The sequence below is a fragment of the Pseudomonas sp. TE3644 genome (assembly GCF_056278815.1).
Window position 1 is genome coordinate 3,427,658 of the sequence record NZ_JBWBQF010000001.1, and the last position, 24,654, is coordinate 3,452,311.

Consider the following 24,654-nt stretch of genomic DNA (forward strand, 5'->3'; position numbering starts at 1 on the left):
CGAGTTGACAGTGTATCAGTGAGAGCGCAAGAATTATGTCCGGACATATTAATTATGTCCGGTCAATAACAACATTTCAGGATCTCCCCATGTCCAGCACCGTTTTCGACTCCGCCCTGTTCCGCGACATGTTCGGCACCGCCGAGATGCGCAACGTGTTCTCCGACCAAGCCCTGATACAGCGCTACATCGAAGTGGAAGTGGCGCTGGCCCGCGCCGAAGCCCGCTGCGGGGTGATCCCGGGCGAGGCCGCCGAACAGATCGCCGCCCTGTCGACCTTTGAAGCCCTGGACCTGGCGCTGATGCAGCACGAGACCGAGATCGTCGGCTACCCGATTCTGCCGCTGGTGGAACAACTGTCGAAAATCTGCGGCGAAGCCGGCCGCTATGTGCACTGGGGCGCCACCACCCAGGACATCATGGACACCGCCGTGGTGCTGCAGGTGCGTGCCGCCCTGGCCCTGGTGGAACGTGATATCCAGGCCGTGCGCGGGCTGCTGGCCGACCTGGCCAAGCGTTATCGCGACACGCCCATGGCCGGCCGCACGCACCTGCAGCACGCCCTGCCGATCACCTTCGGCTACAAGTGCGCGGTGTGGCTGAGCATGTTCGATCGTCATGCCGAACGCCTGGTGCAGCTGCGCCCGCGCGTCGAGGTGGGCCAGTTCGCCGGCGCCGCCGGCACCCTCGCCTCCCTGGGCGACAAGGGCCTGGAAGTGCAGCAGGCGCTGATGGCCGAGCTGGGCCTGGGCGTGCCGCAGGCTACCTGGCACGTGGCCCGTGACGGCCTGGCGGAAACCCTGAACTTCCTCGGCCTGGTTACCGGTTCCCTGGGCAAGGTGGCGCTGGACGTGATGATGATGATGACCAGCGAGCTGGGCGAGGTGTACGAGCCCTTCGTCAAGGGCCGTGGCGCCAGCAGCACCATGCCGCAGAAGCGCAACCCGATTTCCTGCGAGCTGATGTACGCCGCCGCCAAGGGTGTGCGCCAGCAGGCCGGGCTGATGCTGGACGCGATGATCCAGGACTTCGAGCGCTCCACTGGCCCATGGCAGGCGGAGTGGATTGCCATCCCCGAGGCCTTTGCCCTCAGCGCCGCGTCCCTGGGCCAGGCCAAGTTCATGCTGGCCGGGCTTGAAGTGCGCACCGAGCGCATGCGCAAAAACCTCGACATGACCCAAGGCCTGATCGTGGCCGAGGCGGTGATGATGGGGCTGGCCCCGGCGCTGGGCCGCCAGGTGGCCCACGACGTGGTGTACGCCGCCTGCCGCATGGCCAACGACCAGGGCACCAGCCTGCTCGACGCACTGCTGGCCCAGGGCGAGGCCACTGCCGAGCTGGACGTGGAGGCGCTCAAGCGCCTGACCGACCCGGCCAACTACCTGGGCCTGGCCCCGCAGATGGTGGACATCGCCCTGGCGCGCGAGGGTGCCGTCAAACGCTGATCACGCTGCACGGGCTTGCCGGTGAGCGGGCCCTTTCTGCTGTTCAATAACAACAATGAGAGTGCAGACATGTCTACCTCCAAAAAACCGTTCTACAAGGACCTCACGTTCCAGGTCGTCGCGGCCATGGCGTTGGGTATCGCGGTCGGTTTCATTGCCCCGGAGCTGGCCGCCAGCTTCAAGATACTGGGCGATATTTTCCTCAAGCTGATCAAGACCGCCGTCGCACCCCTGGTGTTTTTCACCGTGGTGCACGGCATTGCCTCGGCCGGCGACATCAAGCGCGTGGGCAAGGTTGGCCTGCGGGCGCTGATCTATTTCGAAGTGGTGTCCACCTTTGCCCTGGCCGTGGGCCTGCTGTGGGGCAACCTGCTGCACATCGGTTCGGGCATGCACGACGCCCACGCCAGCAGCGTCACGGCAGCCGCGGCCAGTGCCGCCGTGGCCAAGGGGCATGCACCGACCTCGACCCTGGACTTTCTGTACGGGGTGTTCCCCGACAACTTCGTCGGCGCCTTCGCCGGTGGTCAGCTGTTGCAGGTGCTGGTGATCGCGGTGCTGTTCGGTTTCGCCCTGCTGGCGCTGAAGGCCGAGCGCCGTGCGGTGATCGAGGACGGCTTGAGCCGGGTCTCGGAATGCTTCTTCGAGTTCATCAACCTGATCATGAAATTCGCCCCGCTGGGCGCCTTCGGCTCGGTGGCCTACGCGGTGGGCAGCAACGGCAGCGCGGTGCTGATGTCACTGGCCAACCTGGTGCTGATGTTCTACGTGGGCGTGGCGTTCTTCATCTTCGTGGTGCTGGGCGCAGTGTGTCGATTGTCCGGGTTCAGCCTGTGGCGCTTCTTGAAGTACATCAAGGATGAGGTGTTTATCGTGCTGGGCACCGCCTCCTCGGAAAGCGCCCTGCCTCGCTTGTTGCAGAAGCTGGAGAAGTTCGGCTGCTCCAAGCAGAGCGTTGGCCTGGTGCTGCCCACCGGCTATGCGTTCAACCTGGACGGCACCTCGATCTACATGTCCATGTGCGTGCTGTTCATCGCCAACGCTTATGGCGTGCCGCTGAGTTGGGAACAGCAATTGGGCATCGTGCTGATCATGCTGGTGACCTCCAAGGGGGCTGCCGCTGTGTCGGGTGGCAGCTTCGTGGTATTCGCCGCCACCGTCACCGCCATCGGCCATCTACCGGTGGAAGGCTTGGCGCTGCTGTTTGGCGTGTACCGCTTCATGTCCATGGCCATCGCTACTTGCAACACCATTGGCAACAGCGTGGCGACGGTGGTGGTGTCGAAATGGGCGGGGGAGTTCACCGAGCAGACCGCCCGCGCCGAGTACACCCGCGTACTCGGCCGGCAGCCCAACGCCGTGCTGTGAGGGTGGCTCAGGGCCGGGCGACCAACACCGTCCGGCCCACCTCGCGAACAGTGCGGAAGCCAACATGCGCAGTGGCCAGCTCGGCCTCCTGACGCTCGCGGGCCGAAGCGCGATAACGCATGCAGTAATTGGCCGCGCACAGGAACGAGCCGCCCTTGATCACCTGCTGATGCGTGTTGAACAACGGCAGGAAGCCCAGCTTCGCCGGGTCGCCATTGGCGTGGCCCTGCACGGCGCCGGTGTACAGGTCGCGCGTCCACTCCCACAGGTTGCCGATCATGTCGTACAGCCCGTAGCCGTTGGCGGCGAAGCAGCCCACCGGTGCCGGGCCGACATAGCCGTCCTCGGCGGTGTTGACCACCGGGAACACGCCTTGCCAGTAATTGGCCGTGGGATGACCTTTATCGTCCACCGGCGTCTCGCTCAACTCATCCTGCGCCCTGCCCCCTCGGGCTGCGTACTCCCATTGCGCTTCGGTGGGCAGTTCGTTGCCCAGCCACTGGGCATAGGCCTGGGCATCGTTGAGGGTGACCAGCGACACCGGCAGGTTGCTTGGGCCCTCGCCGCCCTCAGGGCCTTACGGGTGTCGCCAGTCGGCACCCTTGACGAAATGCCACCAAGGCAACGTCGAGGTTTGCGCATCCTCCTGGGTGGGAATGCGAAACAACGCTCCGCCGCCCTGGCGTTCGGCATCGGTGATGTAGCCGGTGGCGGCCACGAACGCGGCGAACTGCGCGACGGTGACCTCGGTGCGGTCGATCCAGAAGTCGCCCACGGTGACCTGCCCGCTGGGCCACTCATCGCGGTAGCCCTGCTGGCTGCCGGGCGTGTAGGTGCCGCCGCGGATCAACTGCATGCCGCCGTGGGGCAATTGCGGCCAGCCGGGCGGCACCCCGGCGTAGCTGGCACAACCACGGGGGCTGCCCAGCCGGGTGCCGGCCACGCTGGCGTAGCCGCCGATGCACGCGGCTGCGGCCACCGCCGTGATCACGGCGGCGATGCGTCGATGGCCGCTCATGGCGCCACAACGCCCACTTGCCGGGCATAGCTTTGCCAGGCGGCGCGCAGGCGCTCCATGTCCGCCGGTTGTTGATCCGCCAGGTCATGCACCTCGCCACGGTCGTTGGCGATGTTGTACAGGTGCCACACCAGTGGCTGCGAGCCGCCGCCAAAGGTGGCTTGCGGATGCAGCGCCAGCAATTTCAGGTCGCCCTGGCGGTAATACAGGTTGCCGAACAACTCCCCCGCCAGCGCCGACTGCGCCGGGTGCGCCGGGCCCTGCCCTTCGAGCATCGGCACCAGGGTGACGCCGGTGATGGGGTGCTTGGGCGCACCCTTGTACTGGCTGCCCGGGTCGGCGATGCCGGCCAATGTCAGGAACGTCGGCGCCAGGTCATCGACCCGCGCAATGTCGCGCTCGATGCCTTGGCGATGCAGATTGCGCGGCATCTTGACGATGCCCGGCACGCTGATGCCACCTTCAGCCGTGGTGCCTTTGAACAGACGGAACGGCGCCGCGCTGACCTCTGCCCAGCGCGCGCCGTAATCAATCTGCGAATTGACCTTGCCCAGGTTGGCCAGGCTGTTATCGGTGTTCGGCCCCTTGGGAAAGAACTGCTCGTGGCGCTCGGCGGCGGCGCCGTTGTCGGACATGAAAATCACCAGGGTGTTGTCCAACTGGCCGCTGCTGGCCAGGTAATCCAGCAGACGCCCGACGTTGTGGTCGAGGTTGTCGACCATGGCCGCGTAGATCTCCATCTTGCGCGCCTCCACCTGCTTGGCCTGGGCGTCCAGCTGGTCCCAGGTGGGCAGTTGCGGGTTGGCGGGCAGGGTCTGTGCTGGCTCGAAGTCGGCCGGGATAAGGTTCAGTTGCTTCAAGCGCTCGATGCGTGCCAGGCGCGTGGTGTCGTAACCCTGGTCGTAGTGGCCACGGTATTTGTCCAGGTAAGCCGCCGGCGCCTGCAACGGCCAGTGGGGCGAGGTAAACGCGGTATAGGCAAAAAACGGCCGGCCGCTGCCCTGGTTCTGCTTGAGGTAGCTGAGCATCTTGTCGGTGTAGAAATCGGTGGAATAGAAATCGTCCGGCAACTGTGCCGGCTTGCCGTCTTCCACGTAGTGCACCTGCTCGATCTTGCTCGGGTTGACCCCGGCCGGCTTGAAGTGCGCGGCGCCGCCTTCGAGCATCGAGAACGAGTGCTCGAAGCCCCTTCGGCTCGGCCCTTGTTCAGGCGCAAGGCCCAGGTGCCATTTGCCGACCATGAAGGTGGCGTAACCGCCGTCGTTGAGCAGTTGCGCGATGGACTGTGACTGCTGGTTGAGGAAGCCCTCGTAGCCGGGTTTTCCTTGCTGGAACGGCTGCAGGCTCTCGGCCATGGTGCCCAGCCCGGCGAGGTGGTTATCGGTGCCGGACATGAGCATCGAGCGGGTGGGTGAACAGGTGGGTGCGGCGTAGAGGTTGGTCAGTTGCAGGTTTTGATGGGCCAGTTTGTCGAGGTTGGGGGTGGAGATTTCGCCGCCGAACGCGCCCAGGTCGGAGTAGCCCAGGTCATCGGCCAGGATCAGCAGGATGTTGGGGCGTGGGGGTTCGGTGGCCAGGGCGGCCAGGGGTAGCAGAAGGATTGCGGATGATAGGCGACGTAGTACAGGCAGGATGTTAGCCAAGGTTCGCTCCTTGAACAGGACCGTTGTTGCCCGTGTGTTTGGGGGACGGTCTGGTTGTTATTGTTTTGAGGTGGGGGTGGCAGGTGCAAGATTGCCTGTGTTGCTAGCAGGGGAGAAATTCGATTGGTGGATGGGAGGTATTTGTTTGGTGGATAGGTCCGCAGTCGGTCCATGTTGTTGTTGCTGATGCTCTGGCTCTGGCTCTGGCTCTGGCTCTGGCTCTGGCTCTGGCTCTGGCTTTTGATCTGGCTTTTGATCTTGCTTTTGATCTTGCTTTTGATCTTGCTTTTGATCTTGATCTTGGCCCCGTTAAGCTCAGGCCCGACTGGAGGCGTTGCCCACGCGGCTGCCCGCAGGGCCCTTCGGCGCAGCCGAAGGAAACGGCAGCCCGCCCGCTTCTATAGCGGGTGCCGTTTAGCCGCGTGGGCAACGCCGGAGGGAGGGGACCCGAAGCGCAGCGTAGGGGCCGAGCTGGGGCCGAGACCTTTTGGTTACTTTTGGGGCGACTGCCAAAAGTGACCCGCTGTAAAAGCGGAACCGTCGGTGGTCGCACCCGCAGCAATGGATATGCCCGCGAACGAAAAAGCGGGATCCGCAGACCGTGAGCATATCCATTATCTCGGGTGATGCCGAATCACCTTTCCGCCCTTACGGCGGGTCACTTTTTGGCAAACGCCCCAAAAAGTAACCAAAAAGGTCTTGCCCCCGAGCCCGGTCCCTACGCTTCGCTCCGGGTCCCCTCCCTCCGACGTCGACCAAGCGGACGACGGCCCGGAATAGAAGCGCCTCCGGTTCCGTCTCCTTCAGCTACGCTGAAGGCCGCTTGATCGACGTCTCCGGTCGGCCCTGGGCTCTAACGGGGGCACACAATCAAGATCAAAGGCCTCACGGAAGCAAAAGCGGTTCGCGGTGTACTTGAGGGCTGGGTATAAACAGCTGCCTTGCTGAAGATTTTCGTTGGTTCGGCCGGCCAGCGCAGCCTTCGGCAGCGGCTACGGTGCCAAGTTGTCCACCAAGCGTGTCCAGTCAAACGGCAACGTATCGCCATAAGTCATACCCTGCTGCGCCATGCGCTCCACCAACCCCCGCTGGGTAGCGACGATCGCCTGACTCATGTGCGGCGTCACGCCAACATCAGCAGCCGTCTTGGCCACCTCCTCCATCTCCTCCGCCCGCCGCCGCCCATGCTCCGCCACCCGACTGATCAGGTAATGCGGCAACTCCGCATCCCACCCCATACTGGGAAAGCTCTTGTGCAACGAAGCCAACACCGCATCTTCGGCGCCATACTGACGCGCCGTCGACAAGCACTCCGTCGTCAACGCCTCCAACCCCTTGATCATCACACTGCGGCACATCTTGATCGCCGAGGCCACGCCGATCTCCTCGGCCACCACACGCACGTTAAACCCCAACGGCGCCAGCCAGGCACGCACCTGCTCGGCCTTCTCGCCGCCCAGCAGGATGGGCGTCTGCAAACGCTGCGGCGGCACCGGCGCCATCACCGCGGCGTCGACGTAACTGCCACCCGCCGCCTGCACCGCCGCACAGGCAGTGCGCTTGGTGTTGGGCGCCACGGAGTTGATGTCGATGAACACCTGCTCGGCCGTCATCAACGCGGCCACCTGTTGGGCCACCCCCAGGGCAGAACCGGCGGTCACGGCGCTGAAAATCAGGTTGGCACCCTCGACCGCCTCGGCGGCGCTGGCACACAACGCGACGCCCGCGGCCGTAGCCTTGGCGCGCAGCGGTTCGCCCAGGCGATCATAGGCACTGACGTGCAGGCCCTGGGCGGCCAGGTCCTGGCCCAGAATCCCGCCGGCTTCACCGAAACCGATCAGGGCAATGCGAAGGGGTTGGTCTGTCATTTCGAACTCTCTGGCAAGGTGGCAACAGGCGCCGACTGGGCGCGTTCCGGGTGGTTGAGGTAGGCGTCGAAGCGCTGACGATCGAAGAGTTTTTCCCACCGGCAAATCACGAACACCGCGACGCTGTTGCCGATGACGTTGGTGGTGGAAGTGGCGATGGCCAGCACCCGGTCGATGCCGAACAGCAGGCCCACGGCGCCCATGGGCAGCACGCGCACGGTCTGCAACGTGGCGGCCAGTTTGATCACCGCACCGCCGGCCGAGCCGGCACCGCCCTTGGAGGTCAGCAGCATCACGCCCAGCAGGCTCAACTGCTGGCCCAGCGACAATGAGGTGTCGGTGGCCTGGGCCAGAAAGCCCAGGCCGCACGCCATGTACAGGCAGGCACCATCAATGTTGAAGCTGTAGCCGGCCGGCAGCACGAAACCCACCACCGCTTCATCGCAGCCGGCCTGCTTGAGCTTGTCCACCAGGCGCGGAAACGCCGCTTCGCTGGAGGCAGTGCCCATGGCGATGATGGCTTCCTCCTTGATCACCCGCAGGATCTTGATCAGCGAGAACCCCGCCAACGCCGCCACGCTGCCCAGTATCAGGAAGATGAAAATCAGCACGCTGGCGTAGTAGGTGAAGATGTAGCGCAGCAGGTACAGCAGGGTCGAATGCCCATAGCTGCCCACCGCCGCCGCCATGGCGCCGAACGCCCCCAGCGGCGACAGGCGCATGATGTAGCCCAGCAATTTGAAGATGACGGTCTGCCCTTCGTTAAGCAGCCGCAGGCCTACCCAGTCAGGCTTGGCGCACTGCGCCAGGGCCACGCCCACCAGCACCGAGACGAACAGCACCGGCAGAATCTCGCCATCCACGAAGGCCGCGCCCAACGTGCGCGGGATGATCGAGAGCATGAAGTGGCTGAGGCTGAAACTGTCGGCGGCCAAGGCTGCACTCTGCCCTGCGGCCTCGCCGGTGAGGGTGTCGGCCATGTGCAGGTGCAGGCCATCGCCGGGGCGTACCAGCGACACCACCACGAAGCCGGTGAGCATGGCCAGGGTGCTGACCACTTCGAAGTACAGCAAGGTCTTGATGCCGATGCGGCCCAAGCGGCGGAAGTCGCCTATGTGGGCGATGCCGTGGACCACGGTGAAAAAGATGATCGGCCCCAGCAGCATTTTCAGCAGGGCGATGAACGCGGTGCCCAGGGGCTTCATCTGCACCGCTACCTCGGGTGCCAGCAGGCCCAGCGCAATGGCCAGGGCCATGGCGATCAGCACCTGGATGTATAGCTTTCCAAGCCATTTCATGGCGTACCTCAATTGTTGTTTTTATGTGTTTTGAGGCTCGCATGGATGGATCCGCCAGAAAAATGCATTCGTTTGTAAGGGGCATGCGTTTTGTTTATGGAAAAACAGGGCTGGACGGCTTTATATTACAGTCATAATATTACGACCATCATCTACCCCATGGACCCCGCCATGACCAGTCTCACTGCTGCCGACCCCCTCGTTACCACCCCTGCCCCGGGCAACACCCGCAAGCGTCTACTGCTGACCTTGGGCGTCCTGGCTGCGCTGATTCTGCTGGCTGTCTATGGCGCGCATTGGTGGACCACCGGGCGTTTTCTGCAAAGCACCGATGACGCTTACATCGGCGCCGACGTGACCGTGGTGGGCCCCAAGGTCTCGGGCTATATCGTCCAGGTGCGGGTCACCGACAACCAGCGGGTCAAGGCCGGCGACCTGCTGGTCAAGATCGACGATCGCGACTACCGCGCCGCCGTGGCCAAGGCCCAGGGCGCCGTGGCTGCACAGCAAGCGTTACTGGCCAACCTGGACGCCACCGAACACCTGCAACAGGCGGTGATCGACCAGGCCAGCGCCGGCATCACCGTGGCCAGGGCCGAGCAGGTGCGCTCGCGCAACGACAACCTGCGCTACCAGACCCTGTCGCGCACTGCCGCCGTGTCGGTGCAGGACGCCCAGCAGGTCGACGCCACCTTCAAGACCGCCCAGGCCAACAGCGTCCGCGCCCAGGCGCAACTGCTGGCCGCCCAGCGCCAGGTGCAGGTGATCGAAACCCAGAAGCAGCAGGCCCGTGCCGCCCTGCAACAGGCCAACGCTGACCTCGACATGGCCAACCTCAACCTGGGCTACACCGAGCTGCGCGCCCCGGTGGACGGGGTTATTGGCAACCGCCGGGCGCGGGCCGGTGCCTATGCCGCCGCCGGTACCCAGTTGCTGGCCGTGGTGCCCGCCAGCGGCCTGTGGGTGGACGCCAACTTCAAGGAAGACCAGCTAGCAGCCATGCAGGCGGGCCAGCGCGTGGAGGTACGCGCCGACGTGCTGCCGGGCAAGGTCTTCCATGGTCATGTGGACAGCCTGGCGCCAGCCACCGGGGCACAGTTCAGCGTGCTGCCGCCGGAGAACGCCACCGGCAACTTCACCAAGATCGTCCAGCGGGTGCCGGTGCGGGTGCTGCTTGACCCGGTCGACGGCCAGCTGGGGCAGTTGCGCCCCGGCCTGTCGGTGACCGCCGAGGTCGACACCCGCGGCGAACTGGATGCCCATCAAGCCCAGGCCAGCGCGCCATGAGCCGCGCCCTGCCCTTTGATGCTGCCTCGATGCCCACCGGGCAGAAGGTATTCGCTTTCGCCGCCATGTGCGTGGGCATGTTCATCGCCCTGCTGGACATCCAGATCGTCTCCGCTTCGCTGCGCGACATCGGCGGCGGTCTGTCGGCGGGCGCCGATGAAACCGCTTGGGTGCAAACCAGCTACCTGATTGCCGAGATCGTCGTCATCCCGCTGTCGGGCTGGCTGTCGCGGGTGTTCTCCACGCGCTGGTTGTTCTGCGCCTCGGCGGTGGGCTTCACCCTGGCGAGCCTGCTGTGCGGTGCGGCGTGGAACATCCAGAGCATGATCGCCTTCCGCGCCCTGCAAGGGTTTCTCGGGGGCTCGATGATCCCGTTGGTATTCACCACGGCGTTTTTCTTTTTCACCGGCAAACAGAAGGTCATCGCCGCCGCCACCATCGGCGCCATCGCCTCCCTGGCCCCGACCCTGGGGCCAACCATCGGTGGCTGGATCACCGACCATTACTCCTGGCACTGGCTGTTCTACATCAACCTGGTGCCCGGCGTTTTCGTGGCCGTGGCGGTGCCGATGCTGGTGCGCATCGACGAACCGGACCTTAGCCTGCTCAAGGGCGCCGACTACCTGAGCATGGTGTTCATGGCGCTGTTTTTGGGCTGCCTGGAATACACCCTGGAAGAAGGCCCACGCTGGAACTGGTTCAGCGACAGCACCATCCTGGCCACGGCGTGGATCTCGGGGCTGGCGGCGCTGGCGTTCATCGGCCGCACGCTGTCGGTGAGCAACCCGGTGGTGGACCTGCGCGCCCTGGGTGAACGCAATTTCGCCTTGGGCTGTTTCTTTTCATTCGTCACCGGCATCGGCCTGTTCGCCACCATCTACCTGACGCCGCTGTTCCTGGGGCGCATCCGTGGCTACAGCGCCCTGGACATCGGCCTGGCGGTGTTCTCCACCGGGGTGTTCCAGATCCTGTCGATCCCGCTGTATGCCTTCCTCGCCAACCGCGTGGACCTGCGCTGGATCATGATGGCCGGCCTCGGCCTGTTCGCCCTGTCGATGTGGGACTTCTCGCCCATCACCCATGACTGGGGCGCCAAGGAACTGCTGCTGCCCCAGGCGCTGCGCGGCATGGCCCAGCAACTGGCGGTGCCGCCCACCGTGACCCTGACCCTGGGGGCGCTGGCGCAGTCGCGGTTGAAGCAGGCTTCGGGGCTGTTCAACCTGATGCGCAACCTGGGCGGTGCGATTGGCATTGCGGCCTGCGCGACCATTTTGAATGATCGCACCAACCTGCACTTCACCCGGCTGGCGGAGCACTTGAACAGCACCAATGAAAACCTCAACCACTGGCTGGTCGAGGTGGCGGGCAACCTGGCGCAGCAAGGTCTGGACGGCAATGCCGGGGCGCTGCGCCAGCTGTGGAACCTGACCTATCGCGAGGCGCAGACGCAGACGTACTCGGATGCGTTCCTGGCGATCATGGTGTGCTTTGTGGTGGCCACGGCGATGGTGCCGCTGATGCGCAAGGTCAGCGCACCACCGGCGCCTTCAGCGCAGGGCCACTGATACCAACACCTGTAGCAGCTGCCGAAGGCTGCGTCCTGGGCGCTGCGCAATGCCTGACACACGGCGGCGCCAATGACGCAGCCTTCGGCAGCTGCTACGGGACGGCGTCGTCTGCATCGCGGCCAAGGCCGGCTCCCACCACGGACCGCGTAGGAGCCGACCTTGGTCGCGATGCAGGCAACACAGTTTCAAGACAGTTGCTACAGGTCGTAGCGATCCACCGCGCGGCGGCGCTCGTTGTCGTCGCGCACGTCGTAGTTGGCGGTGGTCTGGATGTTGGTGTGGTGCGCCAGTTTCTGCGCAATCGACAGATCATGCTCCTCGATCACCCGCGTGATGAACGAGCGGCGAAAATCGTGGGGCATGATCTTCACCCCCACCTGCGTGCCGCGCTGGCGGGCGATGTAGTAGATGGCGTGCTTGGTGATGCGCTCGCGGGTGATATGGCTGCCACGACGGATGCGGTTGAACAGGAAACTGTCGTCCGTCTCGCCCTCCCCCAAGTGCTCGCGGCGGTAGGCCAGCCACGCTTCAAGCTTTTCGAACGCCCAGGCCGGAGCGTACTTGACCAACTGCTTGTTGCCCTTGCCGGTGACCTGCAGGCTGCGCTCCTGGAAGTCGACCTGGGCCAGGTCCAGGTTCACCGATTCGGACTTGCGCATGCCCGAGCCGTACAGGATGGCGATCACCGCCGCATCACGCAGCCCCTGGGGGCGCGGGTCGGCGGCGCAGACGTCCATCAGCTCGCGGATCAGCGTGCGCTTGAGGTTGCGGCCCTGGCTGAGGCGGGTGCCGGCGGCCGGTTTCACCGAACGCATTTTCAACAGGTGGTCCTGGTCGATCAGGCTCAGGCGCCAGGCTTCGTTCATCACCCCGCGAATGGCGTTGACGTACAGCGACGAGGTGTTGGGCGCATAACCGTCCTGACGCAATGCGGCCACCAGGCCCGTGATGTGGCCGGGCTCCAGCACATGCCAGGGCACGTCGCGCATGTCGGTGTCGGCAAAACCGAGGCGATCGGCGGCGTCCTGCAGCACGTATTTCATGGTCAGCTGGCTGGAGGGCACCAGGCGGGCCAGGTATTGGACCAGGGGGTTGCGGACATCTGGCAGGGGCTCTAGGGCGGGGGTATCAGGCAAAACGCGGGGTTCCTCGATGGGGTGTTGGGGTGGGGCATGGTACCAGTCTGGAGTTTTGCGGTGGCCTTTTCCCGGGCAGAGCCCGGTCCTACACCGTTCGCGGCAGTTGAATCAGTGAGGCAAAGCTCACCGCCCTTCAAGATATGGCACGATCATGGGTGTTACCTCCAAAGGCTAAAAGCTTTGCGTGCCTGACACCACTGCCGCGAACGGTGTAGGACCGGGCTCTGCCCGGGAAAAGGCCAGCACCATTTTCAGCCAACCAAATGAAAACCCGACCAAATTTGGTGCTGACACGTTTCAGCCCACCCGCAATAGCGCTATGCTGATTCCTTTGTCCCGGTCATCCATGGAGGTAGCGTCATGAGCCAAGATCCACTGAGCAGTCTGTACCCCACAGCAGCGGATATCCCCGAGCAGTACCGCCTGAGCGGTCAGGTCGAGCAACGCGACTACCTGGTCGACGGTGAGCTGCGTCGCTGGGATGGCCCCTTGGCCACCGTGCGCAGCCCAATCCACCTGAACACCCCGGAAGGTGATCAGCAGGTGATTCTGGGCAGCACGCCGCTGCTCGACGCCGACACCGCCCTCACCGCCCTGGACGCCGCCGTGCGTGCCTACGACAAGGGCCGCGGCGCCTGGCCCAACCTGCGTGTGGCCGAGCGTATCCGCCACGTGGAAGGTTTCCTGGCGCGCATGCGCGAACAGCGCGATGCGGTGGTCAACCTGTTGATGTGGGAAATCGGCAAAAACCTCAAGGATTCGCAGAAAGAGTTCGACCGCACGTGCGACTACATCGTCGACACCATCAACGCCCTCAAGGACGTTGACCGCAAGTCCAGCCGCTTCGAACTTGAACAGGACACCCTGGGCCAAATCCGCCGCGTGCCACTGGGCGTTGCCCTGTGCATGGGCCCCTACAACTACCCGCTCAACGAAACCTTCACCACGCTGATCCCGGCGCTGATCATGGGTAACACCGTGGTGTTCAAGCCGGCCAAGTTCGGCGTGCTGCTGATCCGTCCGCTGCTGGAAGCCTTCCGCGACAGCTTCCCGGCCGGCGTCATCAACGTCATCTACGGCAGCGGCCGCGAGACCGTCAGTGCGCTGATGGCCAGCGGCAAGATCGACATCTTCGCCTTCATCGGCACCCACAAGGCCGCCAGCGACCTGAAGAAACTGCACCCCAAGCCGCACCGCCTGCGCTCGGCCCTGGGCCTGGACGCCAAGAACCCGGGCATCATCCTGCCCGAGGTGGACCTGGACAACGCCGTCAACGAGGCCATTACCGGCTCGCTGTCGTTCAACGGCCAGCGCTGCACCGCGCTGAAGATCCTGTTCGTGCACGAAAACGTGGTGGGCAGCTTCATCGAGAAATTCAACCAGAAGCTGGCGGCGCTGAAGTCCGGCATGCCGTGGGAGCCAGGCGTGTCGCTGACGCCGCTGCCGGAATCGGGCAAGACCGAGTACCTGTCGGGCCTGGTGGCCGATGCCGAGTCCAAGGGTGCCAAAGTGGTGAACGCCGATGGCGGCGCCATTCGCGGCAACTTCTTCTACCCCGCCGTGCTGTTCCCGGTCACCCCGCAAATGCGTGTGTACCAGGAAGAGCAATTTGGCCCGGTAGTGCCGATCGTGCCCTTCCGCGACCTGGAAACCGTGATCGACTACGTGCTGGAGTCGGACTTCGGCCAGCAGGCGAGCATCTTCGGCACCGACGCCACCCAGGTGGGCAAGCTGGTGGACCTGTTCGCCAACCAGGTGGGCCGCATCAACATCAACGCCCAGTGCCAGCGCGGCCCGGACACCTACCCGTTCAACGGCCGCAAAAACTCGGCCGAAGGCACCCTGTCGGTGTTCGATGCCCTGCGCACCTTCTCGATTCGCACCCTGGTGGCCACCAAGTTCCAGGACGCCAACAAGACGCTGATCAGCGACATCATTCATGACCGCAAATCGAACTTCCTGACCACCGATTACATCTTCTAATCCAGCCCCCGGGCCGGCCTGCGGGCTGGCCCGGCACCCTCCTGCGGTACAATCAGATCGATCAGTGGCGAGGCGGCCAGCGTACCGTCCTGGTGCTCGATAATCGCCTTGACGCTGTAGGCCCCCGTGACGAACACCGGTGAGTCAGGCGGCAGACTCAGCGTGACAGGGCTGTCAATATTGGCCGCCGTCACGGTGTGCCGGTACTTTACATGTCGATGGGTTATGTGCCTCTCGAATTCCAATGCACTGATGCTGATGAGCACGCTGTCCCCCACCTGGCGTGACTGGTAGGGGTCCAGCACTATCGCCACTTTCTCCTCGCCCCCCGCCGCATCCCCTGCCAGGCGATCATACGGCGCCCACCCTCCCACTTTCAGCGGTGCGACGTCGCTGTCCACCCAATACGTGGTTTGCGGGCCCCACGTCTCCACGCCCAGCGCCACTACCGAGTAGCACAGGTGCACCCAGCCAAACTGATGCGCAACCAGCAGCCCGGCGGTAAGGTCCAGGGTCAGGTCCTGGCCGGCCTCCTGCGGTGTGATCACGTGATGGGAGGCCCAGACGCCGGCCGCGCCTCGCCCATAGAGGTAGACCGAGCACACATCACCCGCCTCGATGCCCACCCAGGGGCTGACGGTGACGGTCAGGGGCCCGTACACCGCCCCGGAAGGCAAGCGATTGACCTGCGCCTGCTCGATCACGGCCGGCCACATGCGCAGCGCCACGTCGTAGAACGTGGACGGTGAAAGATCGGGCCGGCCCACCCATGCGTACAGCGCGGCCACTTCCTGGCCCGCCAGCGTTAGGGCTTGCTGCGGGGTGAAGAAGGCGCGGGCCTCGCCGTTTTCGGCCACGGTCGACAGCACCCCCACCGCCCTGTCCCAGCCTTCGAGCTGGGCCAGAAACTGATCGCCAGGCCGCATGCCGTCGAATGGCGGGATAACCACGGTCAAACCGCGCTCCAGATCCTCGCGGGTAATGACACTGCCGCTGATGCCTTCGATGAAGGGTGCAGGTAACGCGATGTCACGGATGCCGGAGACAAAATCATGCAGATCGATGGATGTGTTCATGGCTGATCCCTAATGATGCTTCTTCCAGTCGAGCGTGGGCTTCGCGTTGAGTGTTGTCACCTGTCAAATCTGACAGGTGCCTGCTTGCTGCTGGCAAATGAAGTAACCACGCCCATTTTACTTGCCGAATCGCGATGCCCCTGACGCGACCTGTCGGCCGCTGCTACACACCCCCTGTAGCAGTTGCCGAAGGCGACGTCAGCGGTAGGCCGGCAGAATCGCGGTGCCTGTGACGCGACCTGCCGGCCGCTGCTACACAATCCCTGTAGCCGTTGCCGAAGGCGACGTCAGCGGTAGGCCGGCAGAATCGCGGTGCCTGTGACGCGACCTGCCGGCCGCTGCTACACGATCCCTGTAGCAGTTGCCGAAGGCGACGTCAGCGATAGGCCGGCAGAGTCGCGGTGCCTGTGACGCGACCTCCCGGCCGCTGCTACACGGCCCCTGTAGCAGTTGCCGAAGGCGACGTCAGCGGTAGGCCCGCAGAATTGCGGTGCCTGTGACGCGGCCTCCTGTAGCAGTTGCCGAAGGCGACGTCAGCGGCTATATCCACACGACATCCCACAATGGGTAGTCCCCAATACGGTTGACCAACCCTGCACGCAGCGGATTGGCAATGACGTAGCGGGCCATTTGCTTGAGGTTGTCCTCCTTGCGCAGGGCTCGGTCATGAAAGCCCTTTTGCCATATACGTCCTTTACGCCCCAAGTATGAGTTCACACCCAGGCTGCTTCTGGCCTTGAGCCTACACATGACTTCGCCCAGGGATTTGTCCCCCAATGCAAATATCCAGTGAAGATGGTCGGGCATAATCACCCAAGCCAACGACTCCACCCATTGCGCTTCATGGATCAAGCGCATTTGCTGGGCGACCAGCCGACCCGTGCGCCAATCATCGAAATGCCGCAGCCGGCCCTCGGTAACGGTGGTCACCAAATAGATTCGGCCGGGTTCACTGTAGCGGCCGGTTCGAAGTGCGAATGCCTTGTGTGCAGGTTTCATGAGGCCCTTCCCTGGGTGAAATCGAGACGGTAAGGATGTCTCGGGTGAGGGGCCAGCCTGGGAGTGATTCCGGACGTTTCGTGGTGGCCGGGACGCGGCCTGTCGGCCGCTGCTACAGGTTTTTTGTGGCGCCTTTGGGCCGCGGATCATGGTGGCCAGAGGCCTTGCAACCGGGCGTGATGTCGCAGGCAGGGTTTGCGCAAACGGTTGCGCGATCGGTGCGCAGATGCGATAACTAAAAAGGCAAGCCCGGCAAAACCCGATAAAACCTAGAAATTCGGCCAGCATCGCACGTGTATTTCGTCGATCCTGCACGGTCACTTCCGCGGTCTTCTTGCAACCCTGCCCTTCAACCTCCTCGAGGCCATTCATCGGTGCGCCCAAGCACCTGCTGCACACAAGGAAACGGAACATTGAGCGATCAATCCACTCCGCACTCTCCCCTCGCCCGCCTATGCGACAAAATCGGCATTCCCTACCCCTTGTTCTGGGGCTTCGTCGGGCTGTTGATCTTCATGATCGGCGACGGCGTCGAACTGGGGTACCTCTCGCCCTTCCTGGCCCAGCGCGGCCTGCCTGAACACCACATTGCCATGATCTTTACCCTGTACGGGGTCACGGTGGGTATCTCGTCGTGGCTGGCCGGCGCCCTGTCCAACCTGTGGGGGCCCAAGCGGGTCATGACCCTGGGCCTGATCATCTGGAGCGTGTTCGAAGCGCTGTTTTTGATCTACGGCCTGCAGAAACTCAGCTACCCCATGATCCTGCTGACCTACGGCCTGCGCGGCTTCGGCTACCCGCTGTTCGCCTACGGTTTCCTGGTGTGGATCGCCGCTGCCACGCCGTCGCGCAAGATGGGCCTGGCGGTGGGCTGGTTCTGGGTGGCCTACGCCGCCGGGCTGCCAACCCTGGGGTCGCTGGTGGCCAGCATCAGCATCCCGATCATCGGCGCCTTGCAGACCTTCTGGCTGTCGTTTGGGCTGGTAGTCATCGGCGGCGTGATCGGCCTGGTGGGCATGCGTGAAGCCCACGGCATGCGCCGCCTGGCGCCGGAGGGTGAAAAACCGATGGTGTCCATGGCCAAGAACATCACCATCATGTGGCATCAGCCCAAGGTCACTCTGGCGGGCCTGGTGCGGGTGATCAACACCGCGTCGATGTTCGGCTTCCTGGTGGTGTTGCCCGGTTTCTTCATGCATACCGTGGGCTTCACCCTGGAGCAATGGCTGCGCCTGCTGACCATCGTCTTCGTGTTCAACATCATCGGCAACATGGGTTCGAGCATCGTCAGCACGCGCATCGGCTACCGCAACACCATCCTCTGGCTGGGGGCGGTGGGCAGCACCATCAGCACGCCGCTGTTCTTCTTCATGCCCCAGGCGTTCCCGCACAACTTCCTGCTGGCCTCGGTGTTCGGCGCGTTCTATGGCCTGACGCTGGCGTGCTTTGTGCCGCTGTCGGCGCTGGCACCGGCGCTGGCGCCCCAGAACAAGGCCGCGGCGTTGTCGGTGCTGAGCCTGGGCGCGGGTGCCTCGACCTGGGTGGGGCCTGCGGTGGTGGCGATCTTCAGCGATCGCTTCGGGCTGGAAGGCGTGGTGTGGGCGTTTTCGGGGCTGTATGCGCTGAGCGCGGTGATGATGGTGTTCCTGCGTGATCCGGAACCGGTGCATGAACCGGTGCTGACCCAGGCCACGCGCAAGATCAAAGTGCGGGTGCCGCGGTTGGATTATCGCTGGGCGCATGCGACGCGTGCTGACTAATTGCGGTGCCTGATTCCCGAGCTTCGCTCGGTCCCACACCCTTCGCGGCAGTGGTGTCAGACAGGCAAAGCACTCAGCCTTTGGTAGCACCGCAGGTCAGCCTGCGGTGCTAGTGAAAGCTAAGAGCTTTGCATCATTGACACCACTGCCGCGAAGGGTGTGGGACCGAGCGAAGCTCGGGAAAGCTTCAAACCCGCTCTAAAGCCAACGCCACGCCCTGCCCACCACCAATGCACAAGGTCGCCAAGCCCTTCTGCGCATCGCGCTTGATCATCTCATGCAGCAACGTCACCAGCACCCGGCAGCCCGACGCACCAATGGGGTGGCCCAGGGCAATGGCGCCGCCATTGACGTTGACCTTGTCTGCATTCCAGCCCAACTCCTTGCCCACTGACAACGCCTGCGCCGCGAACGCTTCGTTGGCCTCGATCAGGTCCAGTTGCGCAAGCGTCCAACCCGCCTTGTCCAGGCACCGGCGCGTCGCGCTGACCGGGCCGATGCCCATGATCGCCGGGTCTACCCCAGCATTGGCGTAGGCAGCAATGCGCGCCAGCACCGGCAGGTGCAGTTGCCGGGCCTTGGCGGCGCTCATCAGCATCACCGCAGCAGCGCCGTCGTTGAGCGATGAGGCATTGCCGGCCGTCACGCTGCCGTCCTTCTTGAAGGCGGGCTTGAGCTTGGCCAGGCTGTCGGCGGTCGTGCCCGCACGCGGCTGCTCGTCGGTGGCGAAGGCCACGGGGTCGCCCTTGCGCTGGGGAATCAGGATGGGGGTGATTTCGTCGACGAAGCGCCCCGCCTCGATGGCGGCCGCCGCCTTGGCCTGGGACTGTGCGGCAAAGGCATCTTGGGCTTCGCGGCTGATGCCGTACTTTTCCACCAGGTTTTCTGCGGTGATGCCCATGTGGTAATCGTTGAAGGCATCCCACAGGCCGTCGCTGATCATGCTGTCGATCATGCTGGCGTGGCCCATGCGCAGGCCGGTGCGCGCGCCCGGCAGCACGTAGTTGGCCAGGCTCATGTTCTCCTGGCCACCAGCGATGATCACCTCGGCGTCGCCGCAGCGGATAGCCTGGGCGCCCAGGTGCAGGGCCTTGAGGCCCGAGCCGCAGACCTTGTTCAGGGTCATGGCCGGCACGGCCACCGGCAGCCCGGCCTTGATCGCCGCCTGGCGCGCGGGGTTCTGGCCGCAACCGGCGGTCAGTACCTGGCCGAGGATGACTTCGTCCACGTGACTGCCATCAAGGCCGGTCTGGGCCAGCAGCTGGCGGATGACGGCGGCGCCCAGGTCAACGGCGGGGATGTTGGCGAGCGAGCCCTGGAAACTGCCGACCGCGGTGCGGGTGGCGGCGACGATGACGACGTCTTGCATGGGGGAACCTCATTGTTATTGGGGGAGCGTCGACGGATTGTCGGGGATCCGGATTGTTTTGATAAGTTTGTTTTTCAAAGCAGTTGTTCAGCTTTGCTTATCAATGATCGCTCCGGCACTGCGCAACGACAACGCTACGGCGGTCAGGGTCGAATTCACCGTGGCCGAGGTGGGCATTACGCCGGTGCCGCACAAGAATAGATTGTCATGCTGATGGGCGCGACCGACGCCATCACACACCGAGGTCGCCGGATCACTGCCCATGCCCAACGTGCCGGTAATGTGCTGGTTATTGGAAAACGCCCCTTCCTTGCTATGGCGCAGGTTGGTCCCACCCATCATCTGCGCAATCTTCAAAAAATCCTGCCGCGAGGCCTCGGCGCCGCGCCGGGTGTAGTCGTCGATGGCGTAGTGCAGGCGCGGCGTGGGCAACCCAAGCTTGTCGCGGCGATCACTCAGGGTGACGCGGTTGTCGGGGTGCGGCAGCAGCTCCAGCACGTCCTTGACGCTCATTTCGAACGCCGCCCGGTGGCGCAATTGGGTCTTGAACTCGACGCCGTACACGCCGGCCTTGAGCAGCGCCTCGGTGGCCGTGTCCACGCGCGAGACATTGGTGAAGTCCAGCCGGTACGCGGCGCGGTGGCGGCGAAAGTCACCGTCACGCAGGGTGTTGATGGAACTGGGGCTTTGCGGACCGCGACCCAGCCACAGCTCTTCATCCGCGTCGAAACTGAGGGAGGTGCTGGGGTGGTCCATCAGGTTGCGGCCCACCTGGCCCGAGCCGTTGGCCAACCCATGGGGGTAGCGGTCGGTGGCCGACATCAGCAGCAGCTTGGGGCTTTCGATGCCGTTGGCGGCGAGGATGAAGGTTTGGCCGGTGACCCGATGGCTCTGCTTGTCCGGGTCGTAATAGTGCGCGGCAACGATGCGGCCTTGTGCGTCGTGCTCCAGGCGATAGACCACGGCCCGCGTCTGCAGGCGCACCCCGGCCGCCAGCGCCTGCTGGATGGCGATGCCGCCGTGGTACTGGGCATTGATCGGGCAGATCGGCTGGCAACTGTTGCTGGCACAGCACGGCGGGCGGCCATCGTAGACCTGGCTGTTGCGCGCGGCGGTATTGCCCACCACGCTGTAGGCCGGCGCCAGGCGTTCGCGAATGCGCGACATGGCGTAGGGCTCGGCCACCGGCGCCATGGGCAACGGCTGGCTGCGCGGCGAGCCGGTGTTGGCGGCGCCGCTGACGCCCATCAGGGTTTCGGCATCCTGGTAGAACGGCTCAAGCTCGGCGTAGCTGATGGGCCAGTCGCGGCCCACGCCGTACAGGCTCTTCATGTGGAAGTCGTTGGGCAGCAGGCGCCAGGCCTGGGCGGCCCAATGCCAACTGGTGCCGCCCACGCCACGGATGTACTGGGTTTCGTAGGGGTACGGGCCGGCCTGGTCCAGGTAACCGTTGGGCTCAGGCTGGTAGATCGGGTGCGGGGCCCAATCGTGGTAAGGGTAAGGCGCCAGCCAGTCGTGTTTGCGCGGTGAGGCGCGGAATGCCTCTACCACTTTGGCGTGCTCGATCTCCCCACCGGCTTCCAGGATCAGCACCGAAGCGCCGCGCTGGGCCAGGCGTCGCGCGGCGGTGGCGCCGACGATGCCGCTGCCGATGACTACCACGTCGGCGCTGAGGGCATCAGCCATGGGACGCGCTCCCCGAGGGCTTGGCGGTCCAACTGCCGTAGCCGCCCAGGGCATAACTGGGCGGCTGCAGTACATCGCGGACCATCTGCGCATTGAGGGCCTGTTCATAGGCAATGCAGCGCGCCTGGGCGCCGCTGCCGACGACGCCCATGAACCAGCCACGGGCGATGGCCCGGGGGATGGCGGCCAGGGGGGATTGCTCGGTGTCGAGGGTGGCTTGCAGGATGGCCGCGTCCAGATGACGGGCTTCGATCAGGGCCAGCAGTTGATTGACCTGATCGGTGAAACCTGGATGCAGGTCGGTGAGCGCTTGCTGCAACGCAGCGGCCAACCCAGCGTCCAGTGCCTGTTGGCCGGCGATCAGCGCGGACAGGGCAAGGAAGTCGCCTTGGGCAGGGTTATCGATGGGTGCGGCCAGGGCAAAGGGAATCTGCGCGGCCGTCCAGGCGCCCAGCAGGGCCTTGAGCAGGGTTCGGCGGGGGTGGTCCATGGCGTCCATTCTCCGGGGCATCGCTGTTGGAACACGGCGCGGCGGAGAAATTCACGGCACTCGGGCTAATGACCCGGATTTTGGGTTGAGGCTGCTGGCCTCTCGCGAGCAAGCTTTGCTCCCACAGTGTAAAGGCCTACATCTGTGGTTAGTTCAACACTGTGGGAGCAAAGCTTGCTCGCGAGAGGCCCTCAAGGGCACCCCACAAACAAGCCTGCGTAAGGGTCAGGCCACGGCGGTGGTGATCAACCCGCTGTCACTGGCCTTCTCCACCTTGATGGCGATGAACTTCGAGGTCGGTGTGAAGGTACGGTCGCCATAGCTTTCCAGCGGCACCAGCGGGTTGGTCTCCGGGTAGTAGGCAGCCGCCTGGCCTTCAGGGATGTCGTAGGCCAGCACGGTGAAGCCCTTGACCCGACGCTCGCGGTTGTCGTCCCACAGCGCCACCAGGTCAACCTTCTGCCCAGGCTCCAGGCCCAGCTTGCGAATGTCCGCTTCGTTGACGAACACCACGTCACGCATGCCATACACCCCGCGATAACGGTCATCCAGGCCATACAGCGTGGTGTTGTACTGATCGTGGGAGCGCATGGTCTGCAGGATCAGGTCCGGCGTAATGTTCATCCTGCGCACCCCGGCATTGACCAGGTCGTCGGGCAGCAGGCTGGCGGTGAACTGCGCCTTGCCGCTGGCGGTTTTCCACACGCGCTGGGCGGCGGTGTTGCCCAGGTGGAAGCCGCCCGGGTGCTCCAGGCGCTTGTTGAAGTCGGTGAAGCCCGGCAGCGTGTCGGCGATCAGGTCGCGGACGCGGCTGTAGTCGCCCACCAGCCAGTGCCAGTCCACCGGGTGGTTGCCCAGGGTGGCGGCGGCGATGCCGGCGATGATCGCCGGTTCGGAACGCAGTGCCGGCGAGCGCGGCTTCAGCTGGCCGTGGGAGAGGTGCACCATGCTGAAGGTGTCTTCCACAGTGATGCCTTGCGGGCCATTGACCTGCACGTCGATCTCGGTACGGCCCAGGCACGGCAGAATCAGGGCATCACGGCCCATCACCAGGTGGCTGCGGTTGAGCTTGGTGGCAATATGGACCGTCAGGTCGCAATTGCGCAGCGCCGCGTGGGTGCGCGGGGTGTCCGGGGTGGCCTGGGCGAAGTTGCCGCCCAGGGCGATGAACACCTTGGCCTCGCCGCGCTCCATGGCGCCGATGGCCTGCACGGCGTTGTGGCCCACTTCGCGGGGCACGGTGAAGTTGAAGCGTTTTTCGATGGCGTCCAGCAGGGCTTTCGACGGTTTCTCGTCGATGCCCATGGTACGGTCGCCCTGCACGTTACTGTGGCCACGCACCGGCGACAGGCCGGCGCCGGGGCGGCCGACGTTGCCGCGCAGCAACTGCACGTTGATCACTTCCTGAATGGTCGGCACCGAGTGCTTGTGCTGGGTCAGGCCCATGGCCCAGCACATGATCACGCGTTCGGCCTTGCGGTACATGCTGGCGGCCAGCTCGATGTCGGCCAGGCTCAGGCCAGACTGCTCGATAATGTGCGGCCACGGCGTGGCGTCGACTTCAGCCAGGTAGGCGTCCATCCCCGTGGTGTGCTCGGCGATGAAGGCATGGTCGAACACGGCCGGCTCGCCGTTGGCCTGGGCGTCACGCTCCCACTGCAGCAGGAACTTGGCCATGCCGCGGAACAGCGCCATGTCGCCGCCCAGCGCCGGGCGCAGGTAGGCCGAGCTGGTGGGCTTGGAGCCGTTGCCGAGCATTTCCAGCGGGTGCTGCGGATGCTGGAAGCGCTCCAGGCCGCGCTCCTTGAGCGGGTTGATGCAGATCACCTGGGCACCGCGCTCCACCGCTTCGCGCAGCGGTTCGAGCATGCGCGGGTGGTTGGTGCCGGGGTTCTGGCCGATCACGAAGATGGCGTCGGCGTGCTCCAGGTCATGGAACACCACGGTGCCCTTGCCCACGCCCAGGGTCTCTTTCATGCTGACGCCGCTGGCTTCATGGCACATGTTGGAGCAGTCAGGGAAGTTGTTGGTGCCGTAGGCACGCACGAACAACTGGTACAGGAACGCCGCCTCGTTGCTGGCGCGGCCCGAGGTGTAGAACTCGGCCATGTCCGGCGATGGCAGCGCCTTGAGGTGCTTGGCGATCAGCGCGTAGGCGTCTTCCCAGCTGGTTTCCACATACTTATCGGTGGCAGCGTCGTAGCGCATCGGGTGGGTCAGGCGGCCCTGGTATTCAAGCCAGTAGTCGCTTTGCGAGGCCAGTGCCGACACCGTGTACTTATTGAAGAACGCCGGGTTCACCAGGCGGCCGGTGGCTTCCCAGTTGACGGCCTTGGCGCCGTTCTCGCAGAACTTGACCATGCCGTTTTCCGGCGACTCGCCCCAGGCGCAGCCCGGACAGTCGAAACCGCCGTTCTGGTTGGTTTTCAGCATGGCGCGGATGTTGGTGAGCGCCTTCTTGCTGCCCAGCCAACTACGCGTTACCGCCACCAGAGCGCCCCAACCGGCGGCGGCACCTTTGTAGGGTTTGTAGCGTTCGTGCGTGGACATGGGGCGCTCCGTTTTCGGCAGTGAATTCAGAATCTCAGGCTATGCCCGCCCCTGTCAGCTGTCCAATTGCTATTAATGAACGCGTGATCGAGCGCATCTATCACACC

General features: G+C 64.4%; 16 protein-coding genes and 1 pseudogene. 6 read left to right on the forward strand and 11 right to left on the reverse strand.

The window, feature by feature from the left end; translation table 11 throughout:
* The first annotated feature begins 89 nt into the window (after positions 1-89).
* Both ACZ9GA_RS14995 and dctA read left to right on the forward strand, forming a co-directional pair.
* Positions 90-1,445 (forward strand): class-II fumarase/aspartase family protein, encoded by a 1,356-nt coding sequence (locus ACZ9GA_RS14995; RefSeq protein WP_457361932.1) that lies wholly within the window; start codon positions 90-92, stop codon positions 1,443-1,445.
* 69 nt (positions 1,446-1,514) lie between these two features.
* Complete coding sequence (gene dctA / locus ACZ9GA_RS15000; protein WP_457361931.1) at positions 1,515-2,813, forward strand: C4-dicarboxylate transporter DctA; 1,299 nt, start codon at positions 1,515-1,517, stop codon at positions 2,811-2,813.
* Positions 2,814-2,820: 7 nt separating this feature from the next.
* Here dctA and ACZ9GA_RS15005 read toward each other — a convergent pair.
* The 4 genes and pseudogenes from ACZ9GA_RS15005 to ACZ9GA_RS15020 all read right to left on the reverse strand — a co-directional run bounded on the left by ACZ9GA_RS15005 (position 2,821) and on the right by ACZ9GA_RS15020 (position 8,640).
* Positions 2,821-3,831: pseudogene (locus tag ACZ9GA_RS15005) on the reverse strand (formylglycine-generating enzyme family protein).
* Positions 3,828-5,474 (reverse strand): arylsulfatase, encoded by a 1,647-nt coding sequence (locus ACZ9GA_RS15010; RefSeq protein ID WP_457361930.1) that lies wholly within the window; start codon positions 5,472-5,474, stop codon positions 3,828-3,830. The pseudogene ACZ9GA_RS15005 and the gene ACZ9GA_RS15010 overlap by 4 nt, the downstream one beginning before the upstream one ends.
* Before the next feature lie 992 nt (positions 5,475-6,466).
* Entirely contained in the window at positions 6,467-7,342 is an 876-nt protein-coding gene (locus ACZ9GA_RS15015) for an NAD(P)-dependent oxidoreductase (RefSeq protein WP_457361929.1), read from the reverse strand.
* Positions 7,339-8,640, reverse strand: a complete 1,302-nt coding sequence (locus ACZ9GA_RS15020) for a cation:dicarboxylate symporter family transporter (protein WP_457361928.1) — start codon at positions 8,638-8,640, stop codon at positions 7,339-7,341. The genes ACZ9GA_RS15015 and ACZ9GA_RS15020 overlap by 4 nt, the downstream gene beginning before the upstream one ends.
* A 171-nt stretch (positions 8,641-8,811) precedes the next feature.
* Between ACZ9GA_RS15020 and ACZ9GA_RS15025 the strand changes: the two genes are divergently transcribed.
* Positions 8,812-9,927, forward strand: a complete 1,116-nt coding sequence (locus tag ACZ9GA_RS15025; protein WP_457361927.1) for an HlyD family secretion protein — start codon at positions 8,812-8,814, stop codon at positions 9,925-9,927.
* Positions 9,924-11,492: a DHA2 family efflux MFS transporter permease subunit gene (locus ACZ9GA_RS15030; protein WP_457361926.1), complete on the forward strand. Its 1,569-nt coding sequence runs from the start codon at positions 9,924-9,926 to the stop codon at positions 11,490-11,492. The genes ACZ9GA_RS15025 and ACZ9GA_RS15030 overlap by 4 nt, the downstream gene beginning before the upstream one ends.
* 200 nt (positions 11,493-11,692) lie before the next feature.
* On the opposite strand, the gene ACZ9GA_RS15035 is transcribed toward ACZ9GA_RS15030, so the two are convergent.
* On the reverse strand, positions 11,693-12,631 hold the full coding sequence (locus ACZ9GA_RS15035) for a site-specific integrase (protein ID WP_457361925.1): 939 nt from the start codon (positions 12,629-12,631) through the stop codon (positions 11,693-11,695).
* Between the two features lie 363 nt (positions 12,632-12,994).
* Here ACZ9GA_RS15035 and ACZ9GA_RS15040 point away from each other — a divergent pair, with 363 nt between their 5' ends.
* Positions 12,995-14,617 (forward strand): NADP-dependent glyceraldehyde-3-phosphate dehydrogenase, encoded by a 1,623-nt coding sequence (locus ACZ9GA_RS15040; protein ID WP_457361924.1) that lies wholly within the window; start codon positions 12,995-12,997, stop codon positions 14,615-14,617.
* On the opposite strand, the gene ACZ9GA_RS15045 is transcribed toward ACZ9GA_RS15040, so the two are convergent.
* The gene (locus tag ACZ9GA_RS15045; protein WP_457361923.1) at positions 14,614-15,693 is read right to left on the reverse strand and encodes a hypothetical protein; all 1,080 of its coding nucleotides are present in this window, start codon (positions 15,691-15,693) and stop codon (positions 14,614-14,616) included. The genes ACZ9GA_RS15040 and ACZ9GA_RS15045 overlap by 4 nt on opposite strands.
* A 540-nt stretch (positions 15,694-16,233) precedes the next feature.
* Complete coding sequence (locus ACZ9GA_RS15050) at positions 16,234-16,692, reverse strand: REP-associated tyrosine transposase (protein WP_457361922.1); 459 nt, start codon at positions 16,690-16,692, stop codon at positions 16,234-16,236.
* Between the two features lie 413 nt (positions 16,693-17,105).
* Between ACZ9GA_RS15050 and ACZ9GA_RS15055 the strand changes: the two genes are divergently transcribed.
* Entirely contained in the window at positions 17,106-18,452 is a 1,347-nt protein-coding gene (locus tag ACZ9GA_RS15055; RefSeq protein ID WP_457361921.1) for an MFS transporter, read from the forward strand.
* A gap of 187 nt (positions 18,453-18,639) precedes the next feature.
* Here the strand turns inward: ACZ9GA_RS15055 and ACZ9GA_RS15060 are convergent, their stop codons facing one another.
* The 4 genes from ACZ9GA_RS15060 to ACZ9GA_RS15075 form a co-directional block, all read right to left on the reverse strand.
* Entirely contained in the window at positions 18,640-19,821 is a 1,182-nt protein-coding gene (locus tag ACZ9GA_RS15060; RefSeq protein ID WP_457361920.1) for an acetyl-CoA C-acetyltransferase, read from the reverse strand.
* Between the two features lie 87 nt (positions 19,822-19,908).
* Positions 19,909-21,507 (reverse strand): GMC family oxidoreductase, encoded by a 1,599-nt coding sequence (locus ACZ9GA_RS15065; protein WP_457361919.1) that lies wholly within the window; start codon positions 21,505-21,507, stop codon positions 19,909-19,911.
* The gene (locus ACZ9GA_RS15070; RefSeq protein WP_457361918.1) at positions 21,500-21,997 is read right to left on the reverse strand and encodes a sugar dehydrogenase complex small subunit; all 498 of its coding nucleotides are present in this window, start codon (positions 21,995-21,997) and stop codon (positions 21,500-21,502) included. Before ACZ9GA_RS15070 ends, ACZ9GA_RS15065 begins: the two co-directional genes overlap by 8 nt.
* A 225-nt stretch (positions 21,998-22,222) precedes the next feature.
* A complete protein-coding gene (locus tag ACZ9GA_RS15075) occupies positions 22,223-24,547 on the reverse strand; it encodes an FdhF/YdeP family oxidoreductase (RefSeq protein ID WP_457361917.1) in 2,325 nt (774 codons plus the stop codon).
* Positions 24,548-24,654: the final 107 nt, after the last annotated feature.

What these genes read in the sequence shown, in the direction of transcription:
- ACZ9GA_RS14995 (WP_457361932.1), top strand. Translation starts at nt 90, where the DNA reads ATGTCCAGCACCGTTTTCGACTCCGCCCTGTTCCGCGACATGTTCGGC.
- dctA (WP_457361931.1), top strand. Translation starts at nt 1,515, where the DNA reads ATGTCTACCTCCAAAAAACCGTTCTACAAGGACCTCACGTTCCAGGTC.
- ACZ9GA_RS15015 (WP_457361929.1), bottom strand. Translation starts at nt 7,342, where the DNA reads ATGACAGACCAACCCCTTCGCATTGCCCTGATCGGTTTCGGTGAAGCC.
- ACZ9GA_RS15020 (WP_457361928.1), bottom strand. Translation starts at nt 8,640, where the DNA reads ATGAAATGGCTTGGAAAGCTATACATCCAGGTGCTGATCGCCATGGCC.
- ACZ9GA_RS15025 (WP_457361927.1), top strand. Translation starts at nt 8,812, where the DNA reads ATGACCAGTCTCACTGCTGCCGACCCCCTCGTTACCACCCCTGCCCCG.
- ACZ9GA_RS15030 (WP_457361926.1), top strand. Translation starts at nt 9,924, where the DNA reads ATGAGCCGCGCCCTGCCCTTTGATGCTGCCTCGATGCCCACCGGGCAG.
- ACZ9GA_RS15040 (WP_457361924.1), top strand. Translation starts at nt 12,995, where the DNA reads ATGAGCCAAGATCCACTGAGCAGTCTGTACCCCACAGCAGCGGATATC.
- ACZ9GA_RS15045 (WP_457361923.1), bottom strand. Translation starts at nt 15,693, where the DNA reads ATGAACACATCCATCGATCTGCATGATTTTGTCTCCGGCATCCGTGAC.
- ACZ9GA_RS15050 (WP_457361922.1), bottom strand. Translation starts at nt 16,692, where the DNA reads ATGAAACCTGCACACAAGGCATTCGCACTTCGAACCGGCCGCTACAGT.
- ACZ9GA_RS15060 (WP_457361920.1), bottom strand. Translation starts at nt 19,821, where the DNA reads ATGCAAGACGTCGTCATCGTCGCCGCCACCCGCACCGCGGTCGGCAGT.
- ACZ9GA_RS15065 (WP_457361919.1), bottom strand. Translation starts at nt 21,507, where the DNA reads ATGGCTGATGCCCTCAGCGCCGACGTGGTAGTCATCGGCAGCGGCATC.
- ACZ9GA_RS15070 (WP_457361918.1), bottom strand. Translation starts at nt 21,997, where the DNA reads ATGGACCACCCCCGCCGAACCCTGCTCAAGGCCCTGCTGGGCGCCTGG.
- ACZ9GA_RS15075 (WP_457361917.1), bottom strand. Translation starts at nt 24,547, where the DNA reads ATGTCCACGCACGAACGCTACAAACCCTACAAAGGTGCCGCCGCCGGT.